21 protein-coding genes are annotated in these 24,195 nt (G+C 64.1%); 6 read left to right on the top strand and 15 right to left on the bottom strand.

Annotated features, from left to right (window positions below):
* Positions 1–3 precede the first annotated feature (3 nt).
* Positions 4–1,734, bottom strand: coding sequence for a 2,3-epoxybenzoyl-CoA dihydrolase (gene boxC, locus MAAFP003_RS28620; protein WP_084163680.1), 1,731 nt, complete (start codon positions 1,732–1,734; stop codon positions 4–6).
* 467 nt (positions 1,735–2,201) lie between these two features.
* Positions 2,202–3,368: a thiolase family protein gene (locus tag MAAFP003_RS28615; RefSeq protein WP_036473892.1), complete on the bottom strand. Its 1,167-nt coding sequence runs from the start codon at positions 3,366–3,368 to the stop codon at positions 2,202–2,204.
* Positions 3,369–3,464: 96 nt separating this feature from the next.
* On the opposite strand from MAAFP003_RS28615, the gene MAAFP003_RS28610 reads away from it, so the two are divergent.
* Positions 3,465–5,261 carry a feruloyl-CoA synthase gene (locus MAAFP003_RS28610; protein WP_165796521.1) on the top strand — a complete coding sequence of 599 codons (1,797 nt, stop codon included), beginning with the start codon at positions 3,465–3,467 and terminating at the stop codon, positions 5,259–5,261.
* A 97-nt stretch (positions 5,262–5,358) separates the two neighbouring features.
* On the opposite strand, the gene MAAFP003_RS28605 is transcribed toward MAAFP003_RS28610, so the two are convergent.
* The 4 genes from MAAFP003_RS28605 to MAAFP003_RS28590 form a co-directional block, all read right to left on the bottom strand.
* Positions 5,359–6,234 carry a PaaX family transcriptional regulator gene (locus tag MAAFP003_RS28605; protein ID WP_217809329.1) on the bottom strand — a complete coding sequence of 292 codons (876 nt, stop codon included), beginning with the start codon at positions 6,232–6,234 and terminating at the stop codon, positions 5,359–5,361.
* A gap of 49 nt (positions 6,235–6,283) precedes the next feature.
* On the bottom strand, positions 6,284–7,048 hold the full coding sequence (locus MAAFP003_RS28600) for an enoyl-CoA hydratase/isomerase family protein (RefSeq protein ID WP_036473891.1): 765 nt from the start codon (positions 7,046–7,048) through the stop codon (positions 6,284–6,286).
* Between the two features lie 572 nt (positions 7,049–7,620).
* Positions 7,621–7,986 carry a DUF732 domain-containing protein gene (locus MAAFP003_RS28595; protein WP_036473889.1) on the bottom strand — a complete coding sequence of 122 codons (366 nt, stop codon included), beginning with the start codon at positions 7,984–7,986 and terminating at the stop codon, positions 7,621–7,623.
* A 212-nt stretch (positions 7,987–8,198) separates the two neighbouring features.
* Positions 8,199–9,638 carry a class I adenylate-forming enzyme family protein gene (locus tag MAAFP003_RS28590; RefSeq protein ID WP_084953681.1) on the bottom strand — a complete coding sequence of 480 codons (1,440 nt, stop codon included), beginning with the start codon at positions 9,636–9,638 and terminating at the stop codon, positions 8,199–8,201.
* An 87-nt stretch (positions 9,639–9,725) separates the two neighbouring features.
* On the opposite strand from MAAFP003_RS28590, the gene MAAFP003_RS28585 reads away from it, so the two are divergent.
* The 4 genes from MAAFP003_RS28585 (at position 9,726) to MAAFP003_RS28570 (ending at position 13,311) form a co-directional block, all read left to right on the top strand.
* Positions 9,726–10,547: an SDR family NAD(P)-dependent oxidoreductase gene (locus MAAFP003_RS28585; RefSeq protein ID WP_036473887.1), complete on the top strand. Its 822-nt coding sequence runs from the start codon at positions 9,726–9,728 to the stop codon at positions 10,545–10,547.
* The gene (locus tag MAAFP003_RS28580; RefSeq protein ID WP_036473885.1) at positions 10,544–11,686 is read left to right on the top strand and encodes an acyl-CoA dehydrogenase family protein; all 1,143 of its coding nucleotides are present in this window, start codon (positions 10,544–10,546) and stop codon (positions 11,684–11,686) included. Before MAAFP003_RS28585 ends, MAAFP003_RS28580 begins: the two co-directional genes overlap by 4 nt.
* On the top strand, positions 11,683–12,126 hold the full coding sequence (locus MAAFP003_RS28575) for a Zn-ribbon domain-containing OB-fold protein (protein WP_036473883.1): 444 nt from the start codon (positions 11,683–11,685) through the stop codon (positions 12,124–12,126). The genes MAAFP003_RS28580 and MAAFP003_RS28575 overlap by 4 nt, the downstream gene beginning before the upstream one ends.
* 66 nt (positions 12,127–12,192) lie before the next feature.
* The gene (locus MAAFP003_RS28570) at positions 12,193–13,311 is read left to right on the top strand and encodes a phosphotransferase (protein WP_036473881.1); all 1,119 of its coding nucleotides are present in this window, start codon (positions 12,193–12,195) and stop codon (positions 13,309–13,311) included.
* Positions 13,312–13,349: 38 nt separating this feature from the next.
* Here the strand turns inward: MAAFP003_RS28570 and MAAFP003_RS28565 are convergent, their stop codons facing one another.
* From MAAFP003_RS28565 to MAAFP003_RS28530, 8 genes are read right to left on the bottom strand one after another with little or no spacing between them, the layout of a single operon-like run.
* Positions 13,350–14,366, bottom strand: coding sequence for a PEP/pyruvate-binding domain-containing protein (locus MAAFP003_RS28565; protein WP_051641705.1), 1,017 nt, complete (start codon positions 14,364–14,366; stop codon positions 13,350–13,352).
* Positions 14,367–14,375: 9 nt separating this feature from the next.
* Positions 14,376–14,786 (bottom strand): Zn-ribbon domain-containing OB-fold protein, encoded by a 411-nt coding sequence (locus MAAFP003_RS28560; RefSeq protein WP_036473878.1) that lies wholly within the window; start codon positions 14,784–14,786, stop codon positions 14,376–14,378.
* The gene (locus MAAFP003_RS28555; RefSeq protein WP_036473876.1) at positions 14,783–15,919 is read right to left on the bottom strand and encodes a thiolase C-terminal domain-containing protein; all 1,137 of its coding nucleotides are present in this window, start codon (positions 15,917–15,919) and stop codon (positions 14,783–14,785) included. The genes MAAFP003_RS28560 and MAAFP003_RS28555 overlap by 4 nt, the downstream gene beginning before the upstream one ends.
* A 14-nt stretch (positions 15,920–15,933) precedes the next feature.
* Complete coding sequence (locus tag MAAFP003_RS28550) at positions 15,934–18,084, bottom strand: acyl-CoA dehydrogenase family protein (protein WP_036473873.1); 2,151 nt, start codon at positions 18,082–18,084, stop codon at positions 15,934–15,936.
* A gap of 19 nt (positions 18,085–18,103) precedes the next feature.
* Positions 18,104–18,712: a nitroreductase family protein gene (locus MAAFP003_RS28545; protein ID WP_036473871.1), complete on the bottom strand. Its 609-nt coding sequence runs from the start codon at positions 18,710–18,712 to the stop codon at positions 18,104–18,106.
* Positions 18,712–19,077, bottom strand: a complete 366-nt coding sequence (locus MAAFP003_RS28540; RefSeq protein WP_036474172.1) for a DUF4286 family protein — start codon at positions 19,075–19,077, stop codon at positions 18,712–18,714. The genes MAAFP003_RS28545 and MAAFP003_RS28540 overlap by 1 nt, the downstream gene beginning before the upstream one ends.
* 59 nt (positions 19,078–19,136) lie before the next feature.
* Positions 19,137–20,153 (bottom strand): hypothetical protein, encoded by a 1,017-nt coding sequence (locus MAAFP003_RS28535; RefSeq protein WP_036473869.1) that lies wholly within the window; start codon positions 20,151–20,153, stop codon positions 19,137–19,139.
* On the bottom strand, positions 20,150–21,772 hold the full coding sequence (locus MAAFP003_RS28530) for a PEP-utilizing enzyme (protein WP_036473868.1): 1,623 nt from the start codon (positions 21,770–21,772) through the stop codon (positions 20,150–20,152). The genes MAAFP003_RS28535 and MAAFP003_RS28530 overlap by 4 nt, the downstream gene beginning before the upstream one ends.
* 220 nt (positions 21,773–21,992) lie before the next feature.
* Between MAAFP003_RS28530 and MAAFP003_RS28525 the strand changes: the two genes are divergently transcribed.
* Positions 21,993–22,913 (top strand): TIGR03619 family F420-dependent LLM class oxidoreductase, encoded by a 921-nt coding sequence (locus MAAFP003_RS28525; protein ID WP_036473866.1) that lies wholly within the window; start codon positions 21,993–21,995, stop codon positions 22,911–22,913.
* A gap of 23 nt (positions 22,914–22,936) precedes the next feature.
* On the opposite strand, the gene MAAFP003_RS28520 is transcribed toward MAAFP003_RS28525, so the two are convergent.
* Positions 22,937–24,127 carry a cytochrome P450 gene (locus tag MAAFP003_RS28520; RefSeq protein ID WP_036473864.1) on the bottom strand — a complete coding sequence of 397 codons (1,191 nt, stop codon included), beginning with the start codon at positions 24,125–24,127 and terminating at the stop codon, positions 22,937–22,939.
* Positions 24,128–24,195 lie beyond the last annotated feature (68 nt).

Here is a 24,195-nt window from a genome sequence, read left to right as displayed (position 1 = left end):
TGCTCAGACCCGCTTCCTATCGAAGGTTGCCGATTTACCCGTGCCGTATCGGCGCAGTGCGCCCTCGGCACCGGAGGCGTTGGGGCGGATGAAGATCCAGTTCTGCCAGGCAGAGAGTCGGCCAAAGATTTTGGTCTCTGTGGTCTCGGGCCCGACGAAGCGGTGGTTGGCCTCCATGCCGGTGCAGGCGTCGGGTGAGAGTGCGGCACGGCCCTCGATAACGAGGCGGATCTCGTCTTCCCAGTCGATATCGTCGGGGGCATCAGTCACCAGCCCCAACTCGTTGGCCTGTGCCGGTGTGAGCTGAGTACCGATCTCGTTGTCCCGCAGTCTGGTCAAATGATCGTTGTGCCCGTAGAACCGCGACTCGAGTCGCGAAAGGCCGTTGCCCATGGGGAACCCGCCGAAGTTGGCCGCGGTCAGCCGTAGGCTTGCCCGCTCGCCGCTGTCCTCGTCGTCCAGGGGAGGTCCGTCGAGGATGTACTGCCGATCACAGGCGAGCGCCAATTCGGTTAGCATCCCCGAAAAGCAACTTCCGGGCAGGATCTCGGCGATCAGGCTGCGGCTGGTGACATCCAGGCGCTTGAGGACCCGCTTGTAGTACAACAGGATTTCGTTGGCCAGCCAGTGATTATCGGCGATCGTCACCAGCAGCTGCTCATAGGCGTCGACCAGGTCGGGGTCCCCGGCTGTGCGCACAATCCAGGTGCCCAACGCAGTCTCGTTGGTACGCAGGCGAAGGATCAGGTCGTCGAGTTCGCGAGTAACTGCCAGCGGCCAAAAGTCGCTATCCTGCTCGACGGCCGAGTCCATGTCCGCCGGTGCCGCGGCGCGGGGGCCGTGCACGGTGATGGTCACCGCAGCATTGGCCCGGTCGAATTCGGCCGTGACGTAGTCATAGACGAGACTGGTGGCCCCGGTGGTGCGCTTCAGCGGTGTGAGCGCGATGCCTCGTGCGTGCGAGGGACGTTTCGAGCGGGTAGCGAACTGTTCGGCGCGCTCGCGCGTGGCCTGCTCGAAATGGCGTGGCGGGGCCAGTTCATCGACCAATCCCCACTGCAGCGCAGTCTTACCCCGCACTCCGTCGGAGCGAGTTGCGAAGACGTCGGCGCGGTCCTTGCGGACCCCACGCTTGTCGACCACCCGGGTTAACCCGCCGGTGCCCGGCAGCACGCCCAGCAGCGGCACCTCGGGCAGGGACACTGCCGACGAGTTGTCATCCAGGAGCAGGATGTGCTCGCAGGCCAACGCCAACTCGTAGCCGCCGCCCGCACATGAGCCATTGACCGCCGCCAGATAAGTCTGGCCCGAATAGGCTGAGGCGTCCTCCATGCCGTTGCGAGTCTCGTTGGTGAACTTGCAGAAGTTCACCTTCCACGCATGTGGCGAGGCGGCCAGCATACGAATGTTGGCGCCCGCACAGAACACCTTCTCCTTGCCGCTGGTCACCACGACCGCCTTGACCTCGGGGTGCTCGAAGCGCAGCCGCTGGGTCGCGTCATAGAGCTCGATGTCGACGCCGAGGTCATAGGAGTTCAGTTTCAGCTCATAGCCGGGGACGAGTCCGCCATCCTCAGCGACATCGAGTACCAGCCACGCCAGCTCACCGTCGAGGCGAAGCTTCCAATGCCGGTACCGAGCGGGATGGGTGTCAAACGAGACCTCCGGTGTCGGTGGGCCGCCGTGTCCTACGACATCGGCTCTCTGCTCGATGTCGGTGGCAAGAAAAGCCATAGGTTCCTCCTCGAAATCGGCGCAGCGTCCGGCTGACGACCAAACTACTACATCTTTGTCACGATACGCAATTATTCTGTACAGAATGCTCGTCTGGCGGATGATAGCTTGTCAACGTCGAGATATGTGCTGACCTGCCTTAAAACGCTGCGCGTCAGCGCCATTCGGTGACTGCGCGAGCTGCGGAGGCAGTTGTTGAGCTGTGACAATGCGGCACGATTATCGAGGGTTGTTGGCGACCCATTCGGATTGGGAAGCGGCTGGAATAGCTCGGGTGGGCACGTGATCGCCGCGGATCTCGATGTCACCCACACGCGACGCAACAGGTCGGTTGGCGCAGCGGTCGCGCGCGAGTTGCTGGATACTCTGTCGACGACCTCGTTGACCTAGGTAGGAGGCCATCGGCGATGATGGTCTGGATTCGCGGTGTCGAGCACGTCAGCCAGCAGCGTCACCACGCGACGTTCTCAGTCGCTGACCTTGATCACTACTGCCGAACCGACGTCGCCGGCGGCGCATCCTGTGAATAACCCTATTCCGCCGCCGCGCCGCTGCAGGGCGGAGATCAACTCGACGATCGACCGCATCCCAGTGGGCGCTTGCGGATGACCGAACACCAGACTGCAGCCGAAAACGTTCATCCGGTCGAGCGGGAAGCCGGTCTGGGTGGCGAAATAGACGTCGTTGACCGCGAACGGATTATGGGTAGCCACGAGGTCGACGTCGGAAATGGTCACACCAGCCGCTGCAAGTGCCCGATTGGCGGCCGGCACAGGCGCTTTGGGCATCCGCGCAGCTTCAACCCTGGCCTCGCCGAACCCGAGCAATTCGACGATTCCCTGATTGCGGGACAGCTCACGAGCCCGCGCGGGGCTGGTGACGATTGCCCCGGCAGCGCCGTCAGCGGGATGGGTTTGACTGCCGAAGCTGTGCGAGCCTTCCGGGGCGGCCGGGCGCAATTGGCCTAGCGACTCCCGTGTCGAATGCTGCACACCTTCGTCCTCGGTCAGTTTGATCGTCGATCGACGACGCTCGATCACCGCGGGGACAATGTGATCAAGATCCATTGGACGGTCAGCATATTGGGCGTACCGCAAGGCCGCGAGATCGTCTAGTGCGGCGCGTTCGATACCTTCTTCGCGCGCCACAGCGTCGGCTGTGGCCAGCATTGACTCTCCCGTGTGCGGGTCTCGGGCAAACGAGTCCAGCACCCAGTGCTCAGTAGCCGGAGCACCCCCGCTGGCCCCCGGTTGGGGATAGACCAGCAGGGGCCCGTTGCTCGTGCGATCGGTCAAAACTACCAATGTCGTAGCCGCGCCACCTGATTCGACTTCTCGCGCCGCGGTGCGCAGGGCCAGCACAGAGGTGGCACATGCTTGGCTGACCATCGGGCCAGCGATGCCAGAAGCCCCGATCGCGGCGGCCAGGCCCGGGGCTCCGTAGAAGATGTCGGGCTGCGGAATGGTCCACCCCAGCACCAGTGAATCCAGCTCATCCCGGTCGAGGCCGCGCGTGTCCAGAGCGGCGGTGGTGACGGCGGCGGCCAACTGCAGGCTGCTCACCTCGGCCAAGGCGCCGCCCCACTTCGCGAAAGGGGATGTCCATGCCGCGCCAAGCGGGATCGCTGCGCCCATACCGAAACCCGTCCTTAATGATCGACAACTATCTTAACAAACGCAACGCCATTGTAGAGTATTGGGATGTCGCACACAGCAACGAGGGTCGGGGAGATGCCTGATCAGGTGTTCGCACGCCCGGCCGTCACGGCCGATCATCGACCTGACGGAAGTGTGGTCATTGCCTCACACGAGCCGCTGCGCAGCTATCCCGCCAGCATCGTGCACGCATTCCACGCCGGCAGCGAGAGGCATCCCGACCGGATTCTGGTCGCCGAGAAGGCCCAGGGGACGTGGTCAGAATGCACGTGGGGGCAGGCCCGCACGCGCGTGGACGCGATCGCGCAGGGTCTGCTGAATCGGGGAGTCGCCGGGCTGCCGTTGCTGATCGTGTCGCACAACAGCGTGGCGCACCTGCTGATGACGCTGGCCGGCTACACCATCGGCAGCCCCGTCATACCGGCGAGTGTCGCCTACTCGTTGCAAAGTACCGATCACGCCAAGTTGCGCCACATCGTCGAGGTGTGCGACCCAGCGGTGGTCTTTGCCGAAGATGCCCGCTATGCCCGCGCGCTGCAGGCCATCGGCTCTGGCCGGCTGCTGATCAGTGCGAGCACCAGCGAGGCGGGCCCGACCCCCATCGCCGACATCGAAACCCAGCCGAGCCCCGCGATAGTCGACCGCCTAGCGGCGCTCAACGAGGACACCATCGCAAAAATTGTCTTCACCTCGGGGTCCACCGGGATGCCCAAAGGGGTGATTAACACCCACGGCATGCTTGCAGCCAACCAGCAGCAGATGCGTCAAGTGTGGCCGTTCCTGGCCGCCGAGGCGCCGACACTGCTGGACTGGCTGCCATGGAGCCACACCTTCGGCGGCAACCACAACGTGAACATGGTGCTGGTCAACGGAGGAACGCTGTGGATCGATGCCGGCCGGCCAGCCCCTGGGCTGATCGACCACACCATCGACAACCTGCGCGATGTGGCTCCCAGCGTTTACTTCAACGTCCCGGCCGGCTACGCCGCGCTTCTGCCGATGCTGGAAAACGACCCAGCGGCAGCGCAGCGGTTCTTCGCTAGGTTGCGGGTGGCATTCTCCGCTGCAGCCGCGCTGCCGCAGCAGTTATGGGATCGCCTCGAGACGCTCGCCGTCCAACAGGGTTCCACCATGCGGATTACCACCTCGTGGGGTATGACCGAGACGGCGCCCGCGGCGACCACGACCCACTTCGAGGTCACCCGCAGCGACTCCATCGGCGTGCCCCTGCCCGGTGTGGAGATAAAGCTGGTGCCCACCGAGACCAAATATGAACTGCTGGTGCGCGGCCCGAACGTCACACCCGGCTACTACCGCCGTCCCGACCTGCGGCAATGCTGCTTCGACGACGAAGGCTTTTTGCGCACCGGCGACGCGGTATCACTCGTCGACCCGCTCGACCCTAATCAGGGTTTCATCTTCGGGGGACGGCTCGCAGAAAATTTCAAGCTGTCCACCGGCACCTTCGTCACCGTTGGGGTGGTGCGTCCCAAGCTGCTGTCGGCTTGTGCCGGACTGCTAGCCGACGCCGTGATATGTGGTGAGGGTGCTGACTTTGTGTGTGCCCTGGCCTGGCTGCACGCCGACCACGCCGAGCGCGTCGATGCAAAGGGCGCGCCGGAAGACCAGCTACGTGCCCAGATCACCGCTGCACTCGATCGGCTGGCGTCCGAGGCCGGCGGTTCCGCCCAGCAGGTCGAACGAGTGCTGATCCTCACCTCGCCACCGGATCTCGATGCCGGTGAAATCACTGACAAGGCCTACATCAATCAGCGCCGGGTTCGCGAGCACCGCGCCGCGTTGGTTGAGGAGCTCACCGCCGGTTCTGCCTCTGCTCGCACCGTATGCCGCGCAGCTACCTCGGCTACCTGATCGCCGCGGGATTCTCTCGCCTCGAACTCGACACCATCGGGCCTGGACATGACCTGCCGCTCCCTGTACGGCGGGGCAACGGCCCTCGATCGATCGGTCAATCCCCGTCTGCAGCGAACTGACTCCATCTCCGCCGGGCCGGTTCCCGCCATTCGGCGTGCTTGGCCTCAAACAACGATGTCGCCGCGGTACCGCTCCAGTGGGCAGGAAGTAGCAGTCGCGGCAATTGGGGATCCAGAAACGGGAACCGGCGCCACTCATGAACCAGGCGGATCTGCGCAACCAAGATGTCGTCGGCAGACCGCGGCGACAAGCCAGAGAATTCCTCGATAAATGCCTCGTAGTGGCGCTCGACCTCACCGAGGTCCCACGCCGCCGACACCATGTCGTTTTGGTTCCCCAGCGCACCGTACTCGGCCACAAATGACAGCGCCTTATCCGACAGGTCTAGCCCACCAAGGATTTCCTTGGCCTCGGCCGCGGCCGCGGTGCGCGGCGAAATCCACACCCCAGGCATAGGGGAACCGAAACCCGCCCAACTCAATTGGGTTCGCACCTTGTGCCGTAACGCGCGCATCGACTCCGGGATCGAAATCAACACAACGAGCCATCGGCCGTCCCACGACAATTCCCGAGAACCAAACGAATAGATCCGGTGTGCTCCCTCCTCTAACAGTCCCCGCCCCGCATCGGTCAATGACCACCGCACGCGCCTACCCACCCGATCGGAAGTCAGCCACCCTTCAGCGGCGATCCGCGACAACGCCTGCCGCGCCGAGCCCTCCTCGACTCCCACCAGTGCAAGAGAACGCACCAGGGTTGCCGTCCACACCCGCTGGCCGAACGGCAAGACGAATTCACCGAGGATCGTCGTCAGCAACGAACGCGCGCTGCCCTCCCCCACCTCACGGCGCCTGCTGACCGCGGGGGTGGCTCCCGGCGCCTCTCCGCCGTCATCCGGCGCTATCGCCACCTGCAACCTCCATTAGTCGCCGTTCTCAATGCTGTGAGTGTCTCACTGATCACGTGGCCCGCAGCTCCGTTCCGCCCTTGCCGTCGACGAATGCTCCCATGCGCGCGAACTTTTCGGCGTCCTCGAACAGCACCGCCTGCGCCAACAGATCGACGTGAGGGTGGGCCGCGGCGGGCGCGTCGACCGCGAGCTTGGACAGCCTCAGCGCCTTTGCCGAACTCATCAGCATGCGATCGACCACCCCGTCGGCGGTTGAGAACAAGTCCTCCGGTTCGGTCACAGCCAAGACCAGCCCGTGTCGTAGAGCGTCGTGGGCATCGAGCGTGTGCCCAGCAAGCAGAATCTGTTTTGCCACGCTCTCTCCGAGCAGCCTGACCAGCCGAAACGTAGCGCCCGCCCCGGCAAGAATGCCCAGTCGAGGTTCGGGCTGTCCGAATTTCGCGCGCGTGCTGGCCAGCCGGATGTCACAGGCGTAGGCCAGCTCAGCACCACCGCCCAACGCCCAACCATCGATTGCGGCTACCGTGGGCATGGGGAGGCAACGGACACGCTCAAAGAGCTTGAGGTTAATACCCTTTAGCGCGTCGTCGCTGCGGCGCTCAAGCAGCTGGCCAATGTCTGCGCCACCAGCGAACACTCCCTCGCTGCCTCCGGTCAGTACCAGCATCTTGGGCTCGCGTTCCAGTTCAGCACAGAGGTCGTGCAGCTGGTCAACCATTTCAGCGTCAATGGCATTGCGTTGCGCCGGACGGTGCAACCGCGCCCACGTGCGGTCAGCTCGCCGATCAACGAGCACCGTCTTCTCATTCGTCACGTCGCTCCTATCGCCACAGCGCCCGCATGACTGTTGACACTATTGTGATTGTACGACATGAATGTGTATAGCGTTTCTACTTTCGGAGACGCCTCCGCCGGCGTAGGTCTTGAGCATCTCTTGGGAGGTTGACACGGTCAAGTACGGCAACGCCATCATCAAGGACTTGGTTCCCAACACACGCCTACGACGAAATTCGCGTCTCTTCGAGCAGCAGACAACTTTGCCGTAACGAAATTCAGGAAACTCTTCCCTTCAAGCCAATGCGTTTCGAGTCTGTTCCAAGAACTACCTGATATTAGGCTTGGTCGAGTCCGGTTAGTGCACCGCACTGACGTGCTGGTGTCGAGGTTCAAAGTCATTCTGCTGCAGCACGATCATAAGCAACCTCCAGTGCGACACCGCCACTCTGATCGTGGATATCCTCCGATATCCATGAATAAAGTCCGCCCCCTGGGACGCTATGGCGCAACCCCAAACTCGCTGATGATGGTCACGGCGGCGGCGGCTCAAGGGATTTGAAATCCGGCGCTTTACCGGCACCCCGGGCGCTGGTATGCCAGAGGCCTGCGTCAGTAATACGTACCGGGCGCGGCTGCTCCGCCCGGCGGTTGGTAGCCAGCGGCTGAATTCCGCAGCTGCCATATCAGCGCAGGACAAAGCAAGCTGACCGCATACGAAACCAGGTAATTGGCCGCGAACTCATCGTTGGGGGTCACGTCCCTCTTCACGTCACCCATAATCTGCCCGTACGCTTCGCCCCCGCCGACCTTGTCACAGATCCCGTGGCCGTAGGCAAGCGCGTCATTGTTCGGAAAGCCGTAATGCCGCCGCACCACCACGTCGTAGACATACTCGACCTCGGGCGCCGGTACCGCACGCGCCGGCGGTGCCAGTGCCAGCGGGACCCCGCTGACGGCAGTTGCGGCGACAATCACGGCGACGAGCGATCGACGAAAAGTGGTCCTCTGTCGACGTGCTGATCCGACCAGGCTTCGCGCGGCTATCGGCATACACGGAGACGTTAAACTATATAACGGATACGATCTAGCGGTTTCACCGTCGCCGGGATGACGTGTACGCCGGAGGACGCGAGCGATGAGTTCGCCGAAGAACTGCACGCCTGGGTGCCTGCGCACCAAACTCACGTTCATCCGGTGCCCTGACGCTTCAGGTGTGTTGCGCGAAGGGTGGCACGATCGAGCTTGCCTGCGCTGTTGAGTGGCAGTTCGGCGACCGTGTACCAGTAACTCGGGATCTTGAATCCTGCCAGCGTGACGCGGGCGAACGAACCTAGTTCCTCGGGCCGCGGCGGATGAGCCGAATCGGCCGGCACGACAAACGCGGCCAGGGTTTCCCCTAGCCGGGCCTCCGGCACGCCCACCACGCCGACCGCGGCAACCGCGCGGTGAGTGCTGAGCACATTCTCAATCTCCAGGGGATAGATGTTCTCCCCACCGCGAACCACCATGTCATGCCGACGACCGCAAAGCCGGAGATAACCGTCGGCATCCACCACACCCAGATCGCCGGTGTGCAACCACCCGTCGGCGGCCTGGACGGAAAGGTGCGTCGCGGAGGCGAATACTTCGCCGATGCCGGCCCGGTCCGGCTCGTCGATGTGCAGACGAAGGCCGCTCACCGGCCGACCTACGGTGGATAGAACGTCGGGATCTTTGGCGGCAGCTAGGCGATGATCGTCAGGGCTCAGGCTGGTGATCGGGCTGCCCTCGGTTTGGCCGTAGAGGCTGACGATCGCGACGTCGGGCAATACGCCGAGAACGCGTCGCAACGTGTCGACGCTGATCGGCGAGGCGCCATAGATCAATGTATCGAGCGGAACCGCGTCGAGAAGTCCCTCGCTGAGCAACATTTCGATCATGCTCGGCACGAGCAGGCAGTGGGTGGCGTGAAGTTGCTTCAGGTTGCGCCACCAGTCGAAGGAGAATCTCGTGGTACAGATAACTGCCGCCCCGGCCCTAAGCGCTACCAGGATGTTGCCCAGACCACCGATGTGATGTAGCGGCGCACCGGTGGCAAAGCGGTCGTCGGGGCCAATGCCGATCAAGCGACCTAACAGCGCGGCGCGCGCGTCAAGCACTCGCTCGCTCAGCGAAACTCGCTTGGGAACTCCGGTGGTTCCCGCGGTGTGCAAGTAAATCGCTGTGGGACCGGGTTGCGGACGGAGCGGACGCCTCGACACCGGCAAGCAAGGTATCGTCACCGCGCGGATCCCGACCGCGTCGGCGACGTGGCGAGCCGTCTCGGCGAACGCGGCCTCGGCGAGTAAGACCGCCGAGCCGCTTCGACGCACCGTCTCGGCCAGTTCTGCGGAGGTGTGCCGCGGCCCGAGCGGAGCCAGCGGTCTGTCGACGGCGGCACCGCCGAATAGCAGTGCCAGCGCGTCGGCGTTGGTGGTCAGTAAAGCCGGGACCGGTTGACCTGGCTGCACGTCGAGATCGACGAGCAGATCCGCGGCGGTGACGCTCTTGCCGATCAATTCCCGGCCGGTCACGAAACCCCCGTCACCGATGACCGCGGGACAATCGCTACGTTCGTGGACCGCGCAAAGCCGCTCGAGCCACGTCATTTTCGCAGCACCTCTTCCGACCGTTTCCTCAAAACGATAAATAGTTTACTGTTTACGTGAATCTTCACGAAGGAGGGCGCGGCCGACGTGCGAATCATCGTCACCGGCGGAAACAGTGGCGTCGGTAAGGCGACCGCGCACGCCATGGCCGCCGCGGGCCACGAAGTGATCATCGCGTGCCGGACCCCGGCAAAGGGGTACCAAGCCGCCGCGTCGATGCCCGGCGATGTCGAGGTACGGGAACTGGATCTGGCCGACCTCACCAGCGTGCGCAAGTTCACCGACACCGTCGACTACGTCGACGTACTGGTGAACAACGCCGGCGTCTTGGGTTTGCCGCTGACCCGCACGGCCGACGGCTTCGAGGCTCATATGGGCACCAACCACCTCGGCCACTTTGCGCTGACATGTCTGCTCGGCGACCGGATCCGCGACCGTGTCGTGGCAGTGGCCAGCACCAACTACAACACCGCTCGCATCCACTTCGACGACCTCAACTACCACCATCGCCGCTACAACCCGTGGTCGGCCTACGGGGAATCCAAACTGGCGAACCTGCTCTTCGTGCGGGAATTGGTCGCCCGCGGCAAGATCGCCTACGCCTCGGATCCCGGCATGACCGACACCGGGATCACCCGCAACGGTTCGGGTGCACTGCAGTGGGCAGGACGAGTGCTCTCGCCGCGCATTGCGCAGAGCCCGGCCGACGGGGCCCGCTCGACCATTCAGGCGATCACCACCACCTTGCCCAACGGCACCTACATCGCGCCGCGCGGCCTGATGCACCAGTGGGGCACACCGAAGCCGACCAAGCTCAAAGACAAGGCGCGCGATGCGGACAGCGCGCGACGGCTATGGGAGATCTCGGCGGAATTGACCGATTGCCAGTGGCAGGACGTGAGTCCATGACCGTCGAGCGCCTGCTGCCGACACCCGAAGCACGCGAACTTGTCCGACTGGCCGCCGACGTCGCCGACAAGGTGCTCGATCCGATCGTCGACGAGCACGAGAAGAACGAGACCTATCCCGACGGTGTCTTCGCGACGCTGGGTGAGACCGGGCTGCTGACGCTGCCGCACCCGCAGGAGTGGGGCGGCGGCGGACAACCCTACGAGGTATACCTGCAGGTTCTCGAGGAACTGGCCGCCCGGTGGGCCGCGGTCGCTGTGGCTGTCAGTGTCCATGTGCTGTCCTGCCATCCGTTGATCGCGTTCGGCACCGACGAGCAACAACAGCAGTGGCTGCCGACCATGCTGGGTGGTGACAAGATCGGTGCCTACAGCTTGTCCGAGCCGCAGGCCGGTTCCGACGCCGCCGCCCTGACCTGCAAGGCCACCGCGACCGACGGCGGTTACCGAGTCAATGGCGCCAAGGCCTGGATCACCCACGGCGGCATAGCTGATTTTTACAACCTATTCGCTCGCACAGGCGAAGGCGGACGGGGTATTTCGTGCTTTCTGGTCGATAAGCGCACCGACGGCCTGACGTTCGGCAAACCCGAGGAGAAGATGGGCCTGCACGCCATCCCGACCACGACGGCACACTACGACAATGCGTTCGTCTCCGAGCAACGTCGGATCGGCGCGGAAGGACAAGGACTCCAGATCGCCTTCAGTGCACTGGATTCGGGCCGCCTGGGCATCGCCGCGGTAGCCGTCGGGCTGGCGCAGGCCGCGCTCGACGAGGCGGTTTCCTACGCCCAGCAACGGTCGACGTTCGGCCGCAAGATCATCGATCATCAAGGCCTGGCGTTCCTGTTGGCCGACATGGCTGCCGCAGTCGACTCCGCGCGTGCTACGTACCTGGACGCGGCGCGGCGACGCGACGCGGGACTGCCCCACTCGCGCAACGCTTCCGTGGCCAAGCTGATCGCCACCGACGCCGCCATGAAAGTCACCACCGATGCCGTCCAGGTATTTGGCGGTTACGGCTACACGAGGGACTATCGTGTCGAGCGCTACATGCGCGAAGCCAAGATCACCCAGATCTTCGAGGGCACCAACCAGATTCAGCGACTGGTCATCGGCAGATCGTTGGCCGGATCATGACCTATCAACGCCCCCAGTTGCGCCTGGCACCTAGTCCGACCGCCGAGTCGCGGCCGTTCTGGACGGGCGGCCGTAACGGCGAGCTGCTGATCAGCCGGTGCCACGATTGCGGCCACTTCTTCCACCCGCCCGGGCCGGCCTGCTGGCGCTGCAGAAGCACTCACGTTGCGCAGGAACCCGTTTCGGGGCGAGCCACCGTGGCGGCGTATACAGTCAACCGCCAGAATTGGATTCCCGGTTACGAACCGCCTTACATCGTGGCGATGGTAGAGCTTGCCGAGGAGCCCGATACCCGGCTTATTTCCAACGTGGTCGACGTCTCCCCGGACGAGATCCACGTTGGGATGGCCGTCGAGGTTTTCTTCGAAGACTGGACCGCGCTCTCGGGCGAGGAAGACAGTCGCGTGTGGTTGCCGCTGTTTCGCCCCGTCACGAATTGATCGATCCGCTGGGCCAGATGCTGCTAATGTGACAGTCAACTGTCAAACCGTCGGTTAGGACGCGATATGACCAGCCAGGCCTTGCCCATCACGCTGCGCTCTCCCGAGGACCTGACGCCGGCCGTTCTGACCTCGCTGCTGCGTCGCCACCGGCCCGCGGTGACGGTCACCGATGTCCGGGTCCAGAGCACCTGGCAAGGGACCACCTCACACATCCACCTCGACGTGGACTACGCCGATGGCGACACCGACTTGCCATCAAAGCTTTTCGTCAAGACACAACTTGGTACGGTGCACGATCTTCCCGCCGCGGTCGACGAGTCGCTGTCGGAGGGCGGCGGCGGGACGGTTCTACTGGACGACGAGACGACGTTCTATCGCAATCTTCGCGACGACCTCGACGTCGAGACCATGACGACCTACTTCGCTGAACATCTCGACGGCCCGTCCCAGTTCATGGTGATCGGCGAGGACATCACGATGCGCGGAGCGCAGGTGCCCGACGCGGTGGCCGGTCTGCCTGTCGAGCAGGTCGACGAGCTGTTGGCGACGTTGAGCCGCGTGCACGCCCCGTTCTGGGCGAATCCGAGGCTCGGTGGACACGGCGACCTGGCGTGGCTACAGCATCCCGTCACCGGCGGGTTCGCAGAATTCCTGCGCACCAACGGTTTCGCGATCATCCGCGCGTTCGTCGACATTCCCTATAAGCGGGAGCTTCTCAACAAAACCGGCGCCGACATGGACGCCATGGAGGCGGCGTTCTGGACCCTGCAGGACCGGGTGGCTCACGAACCGATCACGCTGTTGCACGGGGATCCGCACCCACGCAACACGTACGTTCTACCGGACGGCCGCGTGGGGCTCCTGGATTGGCAGTTGGTGCGACGGGGTTCGTGGTCCCACGACGTCGGCTACGCCTTGATCGGCGCGCTGCCGCCTGCAACGCGTCGCGAGCATGAGCGCGAACTCCTCGACAACTACCGCGGGCGCCTGCTCGACGCCGGCGTCTCGTCGGTGCCGGACCGCGAACAGATGTGGACCGCCTATCGGCAGAGCCCGGCGTGGGGGTTCTGCATGTGGGCCATTACGCCCGATCAGATGTATTCCGTCGAGGTCGTGCGCGCTGTGCTCGGCCGCTTCGCCGAGGCCTACGCGGATCTCGGCACCGGCAAGTTGCTGAGCTGAGAAACAGCACCATCGTCGGCGCGCCCTTTAAGTTCGGCCTATCGGTTATTCCAGACGGTCTCCGGTCTGGCCTGCAGCAGATGAACCTCGCCGTCGGCGTCCACGGCCCACTCAACATCCACGGCGTACCCGGCGTTTTGCTCGATTTGTAGGGCGAGGCGGGCGACCTGGAGCAGCGTGTCGTCATCGATGCTGGGTGCATCACCCTCGCCGGGCGCGAGATCGACAATTCTGACCGCCCCGCTTTCGTACCGATGAGCGCGAGTCTGGCGCGCAATCTCCCGCTTGCGCAAGCACAAGCGGGCCTTGTCGACCCAGGCGCTATCGGTTTCCACGTCGCCATTGACCACGCCTTGACCCAGGCCTAAGGCTGACGCGGTGTAGATCTGGCCACGGTCTCCCGTCACCGGTTCCAACGTGATCGTCACGCCTGCTGCGACTGCCGGCACCATTTGCTGAACAACCACCGCCATCGCCACATCATCGGAAGCCACGTTCAACCGCCGGCGATACCCGATCGCCCGCGGTGTGAAAAGGCTTGCCCAACAACGAACAACGGCATCCAGCAGCGCGGGAGCACCTTCGATCCACAGATAGGTATCTTGCTGACCGGCAAACGACGCCTCGGCCGTGTCTTCGGCAATCGCGCTGGACCGCACCGCTACCGGCCCGCCACCCATCTGGGCGTAAGCGTCCACAACTTGGGCAGCGAGGCTCTCCGGCAGGGTGACTTGGTCGAACAGCGTCATGATTGCCGCCGACCGGTCCCGGTCGGTGCCCGATGTCGCCAGTACTTCCGCGATGCGTGGCGCGACTCCTGCGGCGGCAACGGCCTCGTGGTAGGCGCTCACAGTGACGACAAACCCTGGCGGAACCGACAGACCTTGCTTGATCAGCGCCCCGAGGCCGGTAGCCTTTCCACCGACCTCGTGACTCAGCTCCGAAGTGCACCGATGCAGCGGAAGAACCTGCGTCGCTGCGTGTTCCGGCCTGTGCGCACCTTCTGCCGAACCCCGGCGGTCAACCGCGCCGGTGGGCTTTTGATCAGTTGTCATCGCGGTCGGCTACTTGATCACGAATTCCGGTATGCGATAACCGGTGTCACCGAGGTCGACGATGCGCATCTGCACCGGCTGCCCGATTCGCACGTCGGCTGGATCCGCGTCGATGACCGCGTTGATCCGCAGGCCCGGCTGCTCCACCAGTTCGACGAGCCCGACGACATACGGGGGCACCCGACCGGGAACGAGGGCCTGGCGCACGACGATGAAGCTGAAAATTGTGCCGTCCCCGCTGACTTCCTCGAAGTGCACGGGGCCACCGGTGTACCGGCTGCGTTCCAACGGCGGATGGATCCATTTCCCAGTGTCGTCGCAGCGGCACAACATCAACGAACCGTTCTTCAGACCCTCCCAGTAGGGCGCCGAATCGGGGTCAGGCACCGGAATCGGTGCCGCCAGCGCTGGACTCGTCATGGCTTCTCCCTGCTGTAGACGTTGGCGCCACCGAAGGGCCCTCCACCGGCAGTGACCAGCGCGAGCTGGGCATCGTCGACCTGACGCACGCCAGCGGCGTGGCGGAGTTGCAGTGCAGCCTCGTAATGGTGGTTGAGGCCGTGAATGTAGCCCTCGGACAGCAGCCCTCCATGCGGGTTCACCACCACGTCACCGCCGTAAGTGGCGCGCCCGGTCGAGAAGAACTTGCCGACTTCGCCTTTCTCGCAGAAGCCGAAGCCCTCCATGGTGGCCATCACCGTATAAGTAAAGCAGTCGTACATGCAGGCCACGTCCATGTCCGATGGACTCAGGCCTGTCTTTTCCCAGATTCTGGGACCCGCTGTGCGGGAGTACATCTCGGTTGGGTCGTCCCACTCGCTCCAACCGGCGCCGCCCTGCGAATTCGACGATCCGACCAGCCACATCGGGGGCTGCTTGGTATTGCGGGCGATGTCCTCGCCGACAATCAGCACCGCCACCGCACCGTCAACCTCCGAAGTGCAATCCAGTACGCGGAACGGCTCGTTGATCCAGCGGGCTGCGAGATAGTCATCCATGGTCAGCGGTTCGCGTCGCAGCGCATGCTCATTGGGGCCCGCGTGCCTTCGTTGAGTGATCGCGATCTGACCAAGATCTTCACTGGTTGAGCCGAACTCGTGCTGGTGCCGACGTGCCCACATCGCGAACCACTGCGGCGGCACCATGAAACCGGAGGCTGTGTCGAACTGGTCGTGGTGCTGGACCCGCATGGGTCCTTCGATGTGACCGAACCGATAGCCGGAGCGTCCGTTAAGCGACCGATACACCAACACGGCCTTGCACATACCAGCCTCGATGACCGCGGCAGCAGTGGCGATTTGGTCAGCCACGAGATTGCCGCCGCCATACATTGCGTTGGCCCAGGCTAATTCGTCGATGCCCAGCGCCCAGCCGACGTAGATCGGCTGTTCGGAGTCGTTGGCCATGAACGTGCAGATACCGTCGACATCGGCCGCCGTGAGTCCGGCATCGGCGATGGCGTCGCGGCAAGCAGCCACGGCCATGCCGCGGGTCGTGCGGCCGGAGTTGCGGGAGTACTCGGTACGGCCGATCCCGACAACGGCACAAACCATTTGTCTTCTCCGATCTACTTAGGCGCCGGGTCGCGCGGCAGGCCCAGAATGCGTTCGGCGACCAGGTTTCTCACAATTTCCGACGTGCCGCCCGCGATCGTCAGGCACCGGCTGAACAGATAGTCGTGTACGACATTGGGTTCCTCTCCGACCAGGATGGCCCGGTCGGCAATTCGCAGCGCCAACTCTGCCACCCGCTGAGCGTGCTCGGCCCCGAACAATTTGGCGATGTTGCCTTCGACTCCGGGCCCGGCGTCGAAGACGGCTCGGGCGGCCTGCCGCAGATTCAGCGTGGCCAAGGTGTAGGACTCGATCAGCAGCGCACCGACCTCGCGGGCGATGCCGGTGTCACCGGGCCGATGGCGGGCCAGCAGATCGAGCAAAGCGCCGGCGGTCATGGTGACCGAGCCGCCGCCGATCGACACGCGCTCGTTGCCGAAGGCCGCCATCGCTACGCTCCACCCGTCGTTCACACCGCCGACCACATCACGATCGGGCACGAAAACGTCGTCGAAGAAGACTTCGTTGAACAGCGTCTCACCGGTGATCTCGGTGAGCGGGCGAATGCGCACGGCCGGGTCGGCGAGGTCGATGATCATCGCCGTAATGCCTTTGTGCTTGCGCACGTTCGGGTCGGTGCGCACGGTGGCCAGGCCGCGTTGGCAGTTCACCGCATCACTGGTCCACACCTTCTGACCGTTGACCACCCAGCCACCGTCGACCCGCCTGGCCTTGGTAGCAACCGCCGCCGCGTCCGAGCCGGCGCCAGGCTCGCTGAACAGCTGGCACCACCGCAGGTCACCCTCCAGGCTCGGCCAGATCAGTCGCTCGACTTGTTCAGGACTACCGTGTTGCAGTAGCGTTGGGACCACCCATTCACCGAGGCCAAGACTGGGTTTGTCCAAACCGTCCAGGGTGTCCTCGATGATGAGCTGCTCGACGCTGTCGGCGGCCCGGCCGTACGGAGTGGGCCAATGTGGTTGAAGATAACCGCTGCGCGCCCAAAGCCTTTGGTGATCGTCGGCGTCGGCCGCCTCCAGTTCTGCCCGGAAATCCAGTGCGGCCTGGCGATACTGTTCGGCGCCCTCGGGCAGGTCGACCGACTGGCGTCGGCGAACGCCGTCGCGTTGCAGCGCGATGACTTTGTCCCGCAACGCATCCTGGTCGCCGGCGAAGGTTTGTAGAACCGTAGCCCGTCTGATGTAGAGGTGAGCGTTGTGCTCCCAGGTGTACCCGATGCCGCCATGCACCTGCACGTTCTGCAAGGCCACCCGCTGATAAGCGGTCAACGCATGTCCGGCCGCCATGGTCGCGGCCAGCCCGGCCTCCGCACCATCGGCACGAGCCGCGTCCCAGGTCGCGGCGACTGCGAGTTCGGTGTCGACAAGCATGTTCGCGCAATGATGTTTGACTGCTTGAAACGAGCCGATAGGTCTGCCGAACTGCTCGCGCCCGGCGGCGTAAGCCGTCGCCATCTCGGTGCACGCGCTCAACCCGCCAACTGCCTCGGCTGCGGCCAGCAGTCGAAGGATCCGCGTCGCCGTCCCGGCCGCACCCGGGAGGATTTCAAGTACCGGTGCCGACTTCAGGCCGAGTACCACGACCGGGGCCAGCAGCCGATCTACCGATTCGATAGTTCGAATGCTGACGCCCTCACCGGCCGCCAGCAGCACGAGGTCGTCACCGGCGGGAAGCAAAAACAGGTCTGCACCTGACTCGGCCAATGCCGGTACCGCAGCGGCAGTGACCGCCGAATCGCGAACGACAGCACCGCCGTCGGTGCCGATCCCTGCGATCACGTCACCAGACACCAGCCGCGGCAACCACCGTTCCCGCTGCCCGTCCGTCCCGGCTTCAGCGATAACCGCAGACACTGCGACCGTGGGCAGGAAGGGTCCGGCCACCGCAGCGCGGCCCAGTTGCTCCAACACGATCGTCAGTTCAGGCAGACCGTAACCCTGGCCGTCGAATCGTTCGTCGATATGCAGGCCAAGCCAGCCGGTGGAGACCATCTCTTTCCAGAGTCCGTCGGTGGACCACCAGCGGTCGCTCTTCTCACGGTCGAGCAGGATCCGGCGGGCGCCCGCGGGGCCGGCACGCCCGGCGACCATTGCGGCCGCTACTTCGGCGAGGGCGCGATGATCTTCGGTGATCGCCAAGGGCATTAGCGGCTCTCCAATCTGGTCACCACGGTGTACCGAACCGCTCGCGGCATGTCAGCGATGTGGCCGGGCGGCGGCGAGGCGGTGAGAGCTTGCGTGCGGGCAGACCGACATAGACTGCGGCCATCGGGATCAGATTCTGCGGCAGTTCCAACAGCTCCCGCACCTGATCGACACCAAACGTGGTCAAGCCGGTGGTCAAACACGAACCGTAGCCAAGGTCTGCGGCAGCCAGAAGCATATTCTGCACAGCCGGGTAAATCGACGGCGGCGCATAGATCTCCGGCACCCGGTCCGTGTCAGCGCATACCACGATGACCACCGGCGCCGCAGCGAAACCTCCTTTACTGCAACCGAACTCGAGGTCAGCAACCAATGCCTTGTCTTCGACGCTCTGCTTGACGAAGTCACCTCCGCCCGCGTTCCATGTTTCTGTCCACCACCCCGCGAGGAGAGCGCGGTTGCGGTCGTCGCGGACTACGATGAACGTCCAAGGCTGGGTGTTTTCCGCGCTCGGTGCGTGCACCGCGGCGGCAAGCATCCGCTCGACGTCGGAATCGGGCACCTTGCCGTCCGGATCAAAACGACGACACGCGCGTTGAGCGTGGATGACAGCAAGTAAGTCGCCCACTAGCTATCCGCCAGAACGCGTTTGCCGCGTGGCGCCCATCCGGTCAGGGAGATGGTGGTCAGATCGAGCCACTCCCCTAGGGACAGCGTTCCGGCCATGACTCGTTTCAGGAATTCCGCCATCACGACTTCGGGCTCGTTGTCCAGCTCGTAGATCACCATGTAGCGGTGGGTCGGCGGCGGCAACTGAGCGGGCAATTCTTGGTCGTCCGGGACTTTCAGTTCGACGATGTCGTAACGCTGTGCGGCCACGACCCCCGGGACGTCGAGAACCTCCGGCAAGTGCTGAGCGTCGTACCACTTGTTGAAGGCCTCATCTTGACCGTCGATCGGATTGGTGAGCGCTATGAAGAGATTCGGAGCCACGTCGGATACCTTTCGCAACGGCCGGGATTAAGTCACACTATGACGGTCGACTGTCATAGTCAACGAGGCGGCGGACCGGTGAGACTCGATCTCTCGAGGTAGGCGTAGCCGGTCTCCCCGCCCCATGTCACCTCGGCCCAGCTGACGGTGTAGGCCTGCGCCGGATTAACCAGCCCATAGGGCAGGCCCTCGGCCATCGACAGCCACAGCGACGAGCAGATGGTGGCCTCGATCGGTTGACCGTCGAGCTTGCAGCCAAATTGCTCACCGTCGCGCTGCAACACCGCCGGCGGCGGAATCTCCTCCAATTTCACGTGTCGCAGTGAACCGTCGGTGACCGCGTAAGCACCCTGCAGCGTGACACGCCCATCGCGGGCCCAATACCTGCAGAAGCCGAATGCGCGGCCGCTGGGCATGACTCCCCCGGCGATGACGTGGCCACCCCAGTCGGTGAGAGTGTCGGCCCCGCGTGGCCCACGCGAATGATCGCGCCAGCCACCACCGTCGAACTGGAACGTCTCCGATCCTACGGTCACCTCGCCGACGACACGGGTGAGCTGCTCGTAATGTTCTCTGGCCCAGCTCTGTTCGGCCATTCCGGCGCCCGAGTCGGTCGGCGGACTGGCCTCGGCGTCCCACACCGGGGTCACGCCGTGCACCTCCAGATCCAGGCGAACGTGGGTCTTGGGCCCGTCGGGCAATGGTGCGCAGCGCATCGCGTCATAGGAAGACCGCACACAGAATCCGTCAAAAGTGATGTGCCATTTCGCGAACGGCTCTTCACACCGGAAAGCCAGATTGGCTCCCGCGGGCCGGCGCTCGGGCACAGTGCGGTGATACGCCCACATGGACAACACTCCCCGATCCGCGGGCAGCGCGATGAGGACACGGTCCTCCCACATCTCCCACATGTCGGCGACCGTGCCCAGGTGCAGCCACATGCCGACGTCGCGCACTGGGTCGTAGTGCGTGAACAGCAGATTCTCGGTCCAGCCCGGTACCGGCGGGCAACTGGTCACGACTTGCTCGTTGGCCGCGGGCAGACCCGAGGAGAGCGCGCCCGGCTGCACGCTCACTTCTGCACCGTGGACCGGGACCGGACCAGCAATGCGATCTCGCCGGTGGTCCCGTCCACCCGCACAACATCGCCGCTGCGTAATGCCCTGGTGCCGTTGCCCGTTCCGACCACGCACGTGATACCGAGCTCCCGCGCGACGATCGCCCCGTGACTGGCGGGACTGCCCATGTCGGTTACCAGGGCACCCGCCAGCGAGACCAACGCGGTCCAGCCAGGGTCGACGAACTTGCAAACCAGTACCTCGCCGTCGTCGAGGGTATCCTGCGATTCCGGATCAACCACCACCCTTACCGTGCCTTCGAAGACCCCTGGACCTGCAGGCGTTCCGCGAATAACGGCATCCTCTGAAGCCGGCTCATTTGAGCTTTCGATGGCCTCGGGCATCCCGGTGAAAACCGACGGCACCTCAAGGCGCCGGTACTCCTCGCGCCGGCTTCGGCGAAACTCCACCAATTCGCGCACGTTCGCGGGCAGCGGAACCAGCAGTTCGTCCACGGTCAGGTAACAGGCGTCGTCGACCCGATCCAGCGTCCCGGCGTCGACCAGCTCGGCACCGAACCCGCCGGCTGCCGCGCGGCATCCGTCAACGGCGGTCAGGAACGCGGCCTTGGTCAGTTCTACGGCTCGCACCTGAGCCCCCGTCGACGCCAGCAGGCGACGCACCAACAGGCGTCGCGCCGCGGGAAGCGTTGAGAGCAAGTCGGCCTCGGCTTTCCGGCGCGTCGCGGCTGCACGTTCTGCACGCACCGCCGGGCGGTCGGACTCGGGCCTGCCGCTGTGGGCGGCGGCCGCACGCAGGACCGCCTCTGGGTCCTCCCGCCACGAATGACCGATCACATTGCCCTCGTTGGGACCATGGAAACCGTGCCGAGAAAGAAACTCGTCTAACGTGATCCGGCCGTGCCCCAACGACCACACGTCATCGGCCAATTCGGTCTCGATCACGCCGCCATACCCGGCCAACAGCGCGGGCACCAGATCATCACGACCCGCCTTGGCGGCAATCGATTCGACCTGTGCGCGAAACACATTGAGGATGAGACGGGTACGAACATGCACCCGCATCGCCGCGCTGAACCGGTTGGAGGAATCAGTGAGCAGATTGCGCGGATCAGGCCCTCGTCCAGTTAGTACGGTTGCCCGCCACCAGTCCATCTGGCGCTGGTGTAGGCGGCGCGGAGCGGACCGCGCTCGCGCCAGCACCAACGGCGCCTTGACGACGACTGCCGGCAGCCGGCTGGGGTCGCTCCGGGTCGGAACCGCATCGGGCCGCACTGCGCCCAACAAATCACGCTCAAAGTCGTCACCGGTCATTCCGGGCAGCAACCCGGCAAGTTCGCGGGCGCGATCGACGTTCATCGCTTGTCTGCCAAAGAAGCAGGCGGTGCTCCACCGATTCGGGTCGTCGGGTACCCGAAGCGCCGAGCGCCCCAGCACTCCGAAGTCGTACAGGCCGCCGCGGGAAGCGAACTCGACACCGGTCCCCCAGAGTGACCAGCACAGCGGGGAGAGGATGTCCGGCGTGGCTTCGCCAACGTTCGTCAGGGTCCAGAGCCGGCCGGGCTCGCTGCTGCCTCGGATCGGATCGGTCAATGGCACCGCGGGGCCGGTGTACATGGTTCTCCTGGTCGTATCGACTGACAGTTCACTGTCCAAACTGCAGTCGATTGTCGCACTGAACGAGCCGCTGCGTAAGACAATCCGCATCTTCAAACGCTGGCCACTTGGATCTTGACGATTGGCAGCTGACTGTCATAATGAGCGGGTCACGCTCGACGAGCCGTCGGATCATTCGGTCGGCGGTCCGCCACCGGCCCAGGAAATCGGAGGGCGCAACATGAGATTCGCCGTCAATCTGCCGAACTGCATGCACGTCGCGGCGATCACGCAGCCGTGGGAACACCACCTCACCGGCGCCGACATCGCCCGAGTCGCTCAACGTGCGGAGCAGTTGGGTTACTCGATGGTGTTCCTGCCCGAGCATTTCCTCACCTCGACTAGCCATCTCGAGTTTTCCGGTAACCACTATTTCGACGCGACCACCGCTCAGGCCTTTATTGCGGGCGCCACTTCGACGATCACGATCGGCTCGATGGTGACGATCCTGCCGTTGCACAACCCTGTCGTCATGGCCAAGGCGATCGCGACGCTCGACTGGCTCAGCGGCGGTCGGGCCCAAGCCACCGTCGGCGTCGGCTGGCTCAAGGACGAATATGACGCGATCGGCATTCCTTTCAACAAGCGCGGTCGCATCGCGGACGAATGTCTGGCCGCGATGTTCGAGTTGTGGGACAGTGATTCGCCGACCTTCGAGGGTGAGTTCGTCAAGTTCAACGACGTCGCGTTCGGACCCAAGCCCATCTCCGAGCCCCACCCCCCGGTGTGGATGGGCGGAGACGCCGACGCGGTGTTGCGCCGGGCGGCCAAATTCGGTGACGGCTGGGCACCGTGGCTGACCAAGCCCGACGAACTGCCGGCAAAGATGGATTACCTGCGCTCACAACCAGAGTTCGATGATCGGCCGTTCTCCCTGTTCTACAGCCTGGCGGTGCTGTCCATTGGTGAAGAGCACGCGATCATCGACGATCCCAACGCGCAATTTGGCCAAAATGCCCAGCAGGTGATCGACAACTGCAACATGCTGGCCGAGCGCGGCGTCACGGATACCTGGGTGAATCCGCCAGAGCTGGAAGGACTTAACGCCTACCTCGACCACATGCAATGGGTAGCGGAGGAAATAATCCCGAAGGTCGGCTGAGCCTTCGCACGGCAGCCGCCAGATTACTGGCGCCGCGCCGACGGCGTGATGCACAGCGGTACCGACTGCAGGGACATCGTCCCGGTCGGCCACGGCATCTGTGGCGGCTTGCCCAGCGCAAGAGTGTATTCGGGGATGCGTGAGTGCCACTCCTCGAGGATGAGGCGGAGCTCGAGACGCGCCAGGTGTGAACCGAGACAGCGGTGCGGTCCACGCCCGAAAGCGAAATGCACGGCCTTGCTGTCGAGATGAAGCTCGTCGGCATCCTCGTATCGGCGCGGATCGCGGTCGGCGCTGCCATAACTGAGCATCACCGTGGTGTCTTTGGGCACGAACCTGCCTGCCACTTCCACCTCCTCCGTGGTGACACGTGGCGCGAACGGTACCGGGCCGTCGACACGCAGAATCTCTTCGACGAACGCCGGGATGAGTGTGACGTCGTGCGCGATACGCCGGCGCATCTCGTCGTCGGCCGCCAGCCTGGCCAGGGAGAACCCGACGGCAGAGGTGACGGTGTCGAGGCCGGCCAGCACGAACATGAAGCACAGACCCAGGATTTCGTTGTCGGACATTCCTCCTTCGTCGGTGTCCTGGATCAGCTGGGTGAGCATGTCGTTACCGGTCGCATCGGCGCGCCGCTCGGCGATGTGCTCGGTCAGATAGGTGAATAATTCCAGCGCATGAGCCATCACCTCGGGGGTCGCCTCGCTGCTGCTCGGATCGGTGAACTGCAGAATCGCGTCCTTCCACTGCACCAGCCGGTCGCGGTCGGCCATGGGCAGCCCGAAGAGGGTCAAAAAAACCTGCGAGGGAAACGGTGTCGCAAGATCGGGAACCACGTCGCACTCGCCGCGGGCAACAATTGCATCGATCAATTCGCCGGCCTGCCGGCGTAACTCGGGTTCACGCTCGGCCATCTTCTTCGGACTGAAGAACGGGTCGAGCATGCGCCGGAAGCGGGTGTGATCTGGTGGATCGATCGCGATCGGTACCAACGGAACCGGGCTTCCCAGCCGGTCGAAAGCCCTTGCCGAAGAGAAGATTTCAGGCTTCTTCGCCGCGAACTCGACAGCCTCGGCGCTGGTGAGCACGATCTCCTCGCCAGAACTCACCGCCTCACCGGCCTCCCGCAGCTCGCGCCAAGCACGCGTGCGGTCTTCCGCGAAGGGCAGATCGTTGATGTTGAACGTTCCGGTTGTGCCGAGCTCGGTCATCGAGACGGAGATCCTCTCTACCCCGCACCGGCCGGCGCTTGGGTCGTTTGACAGTCAACTGTCATACG

It is taken from the genome of Mycobacterium ahvazicum (assembly GCF_900176255.2).
Taxonomy (GTDB): domain Bacteria; phylum Actinomycetota; class Actinomycetes; order Mycobacteriales; family Mycobacteriaceae; genus Mycobacterium; species Mycobacterium ahvazicum.
The sequence above is the reverse complement of the archived record's forward strand: the minus strand, read 5'-3'. Positions and strand labels throughout refer to the sequence as shown.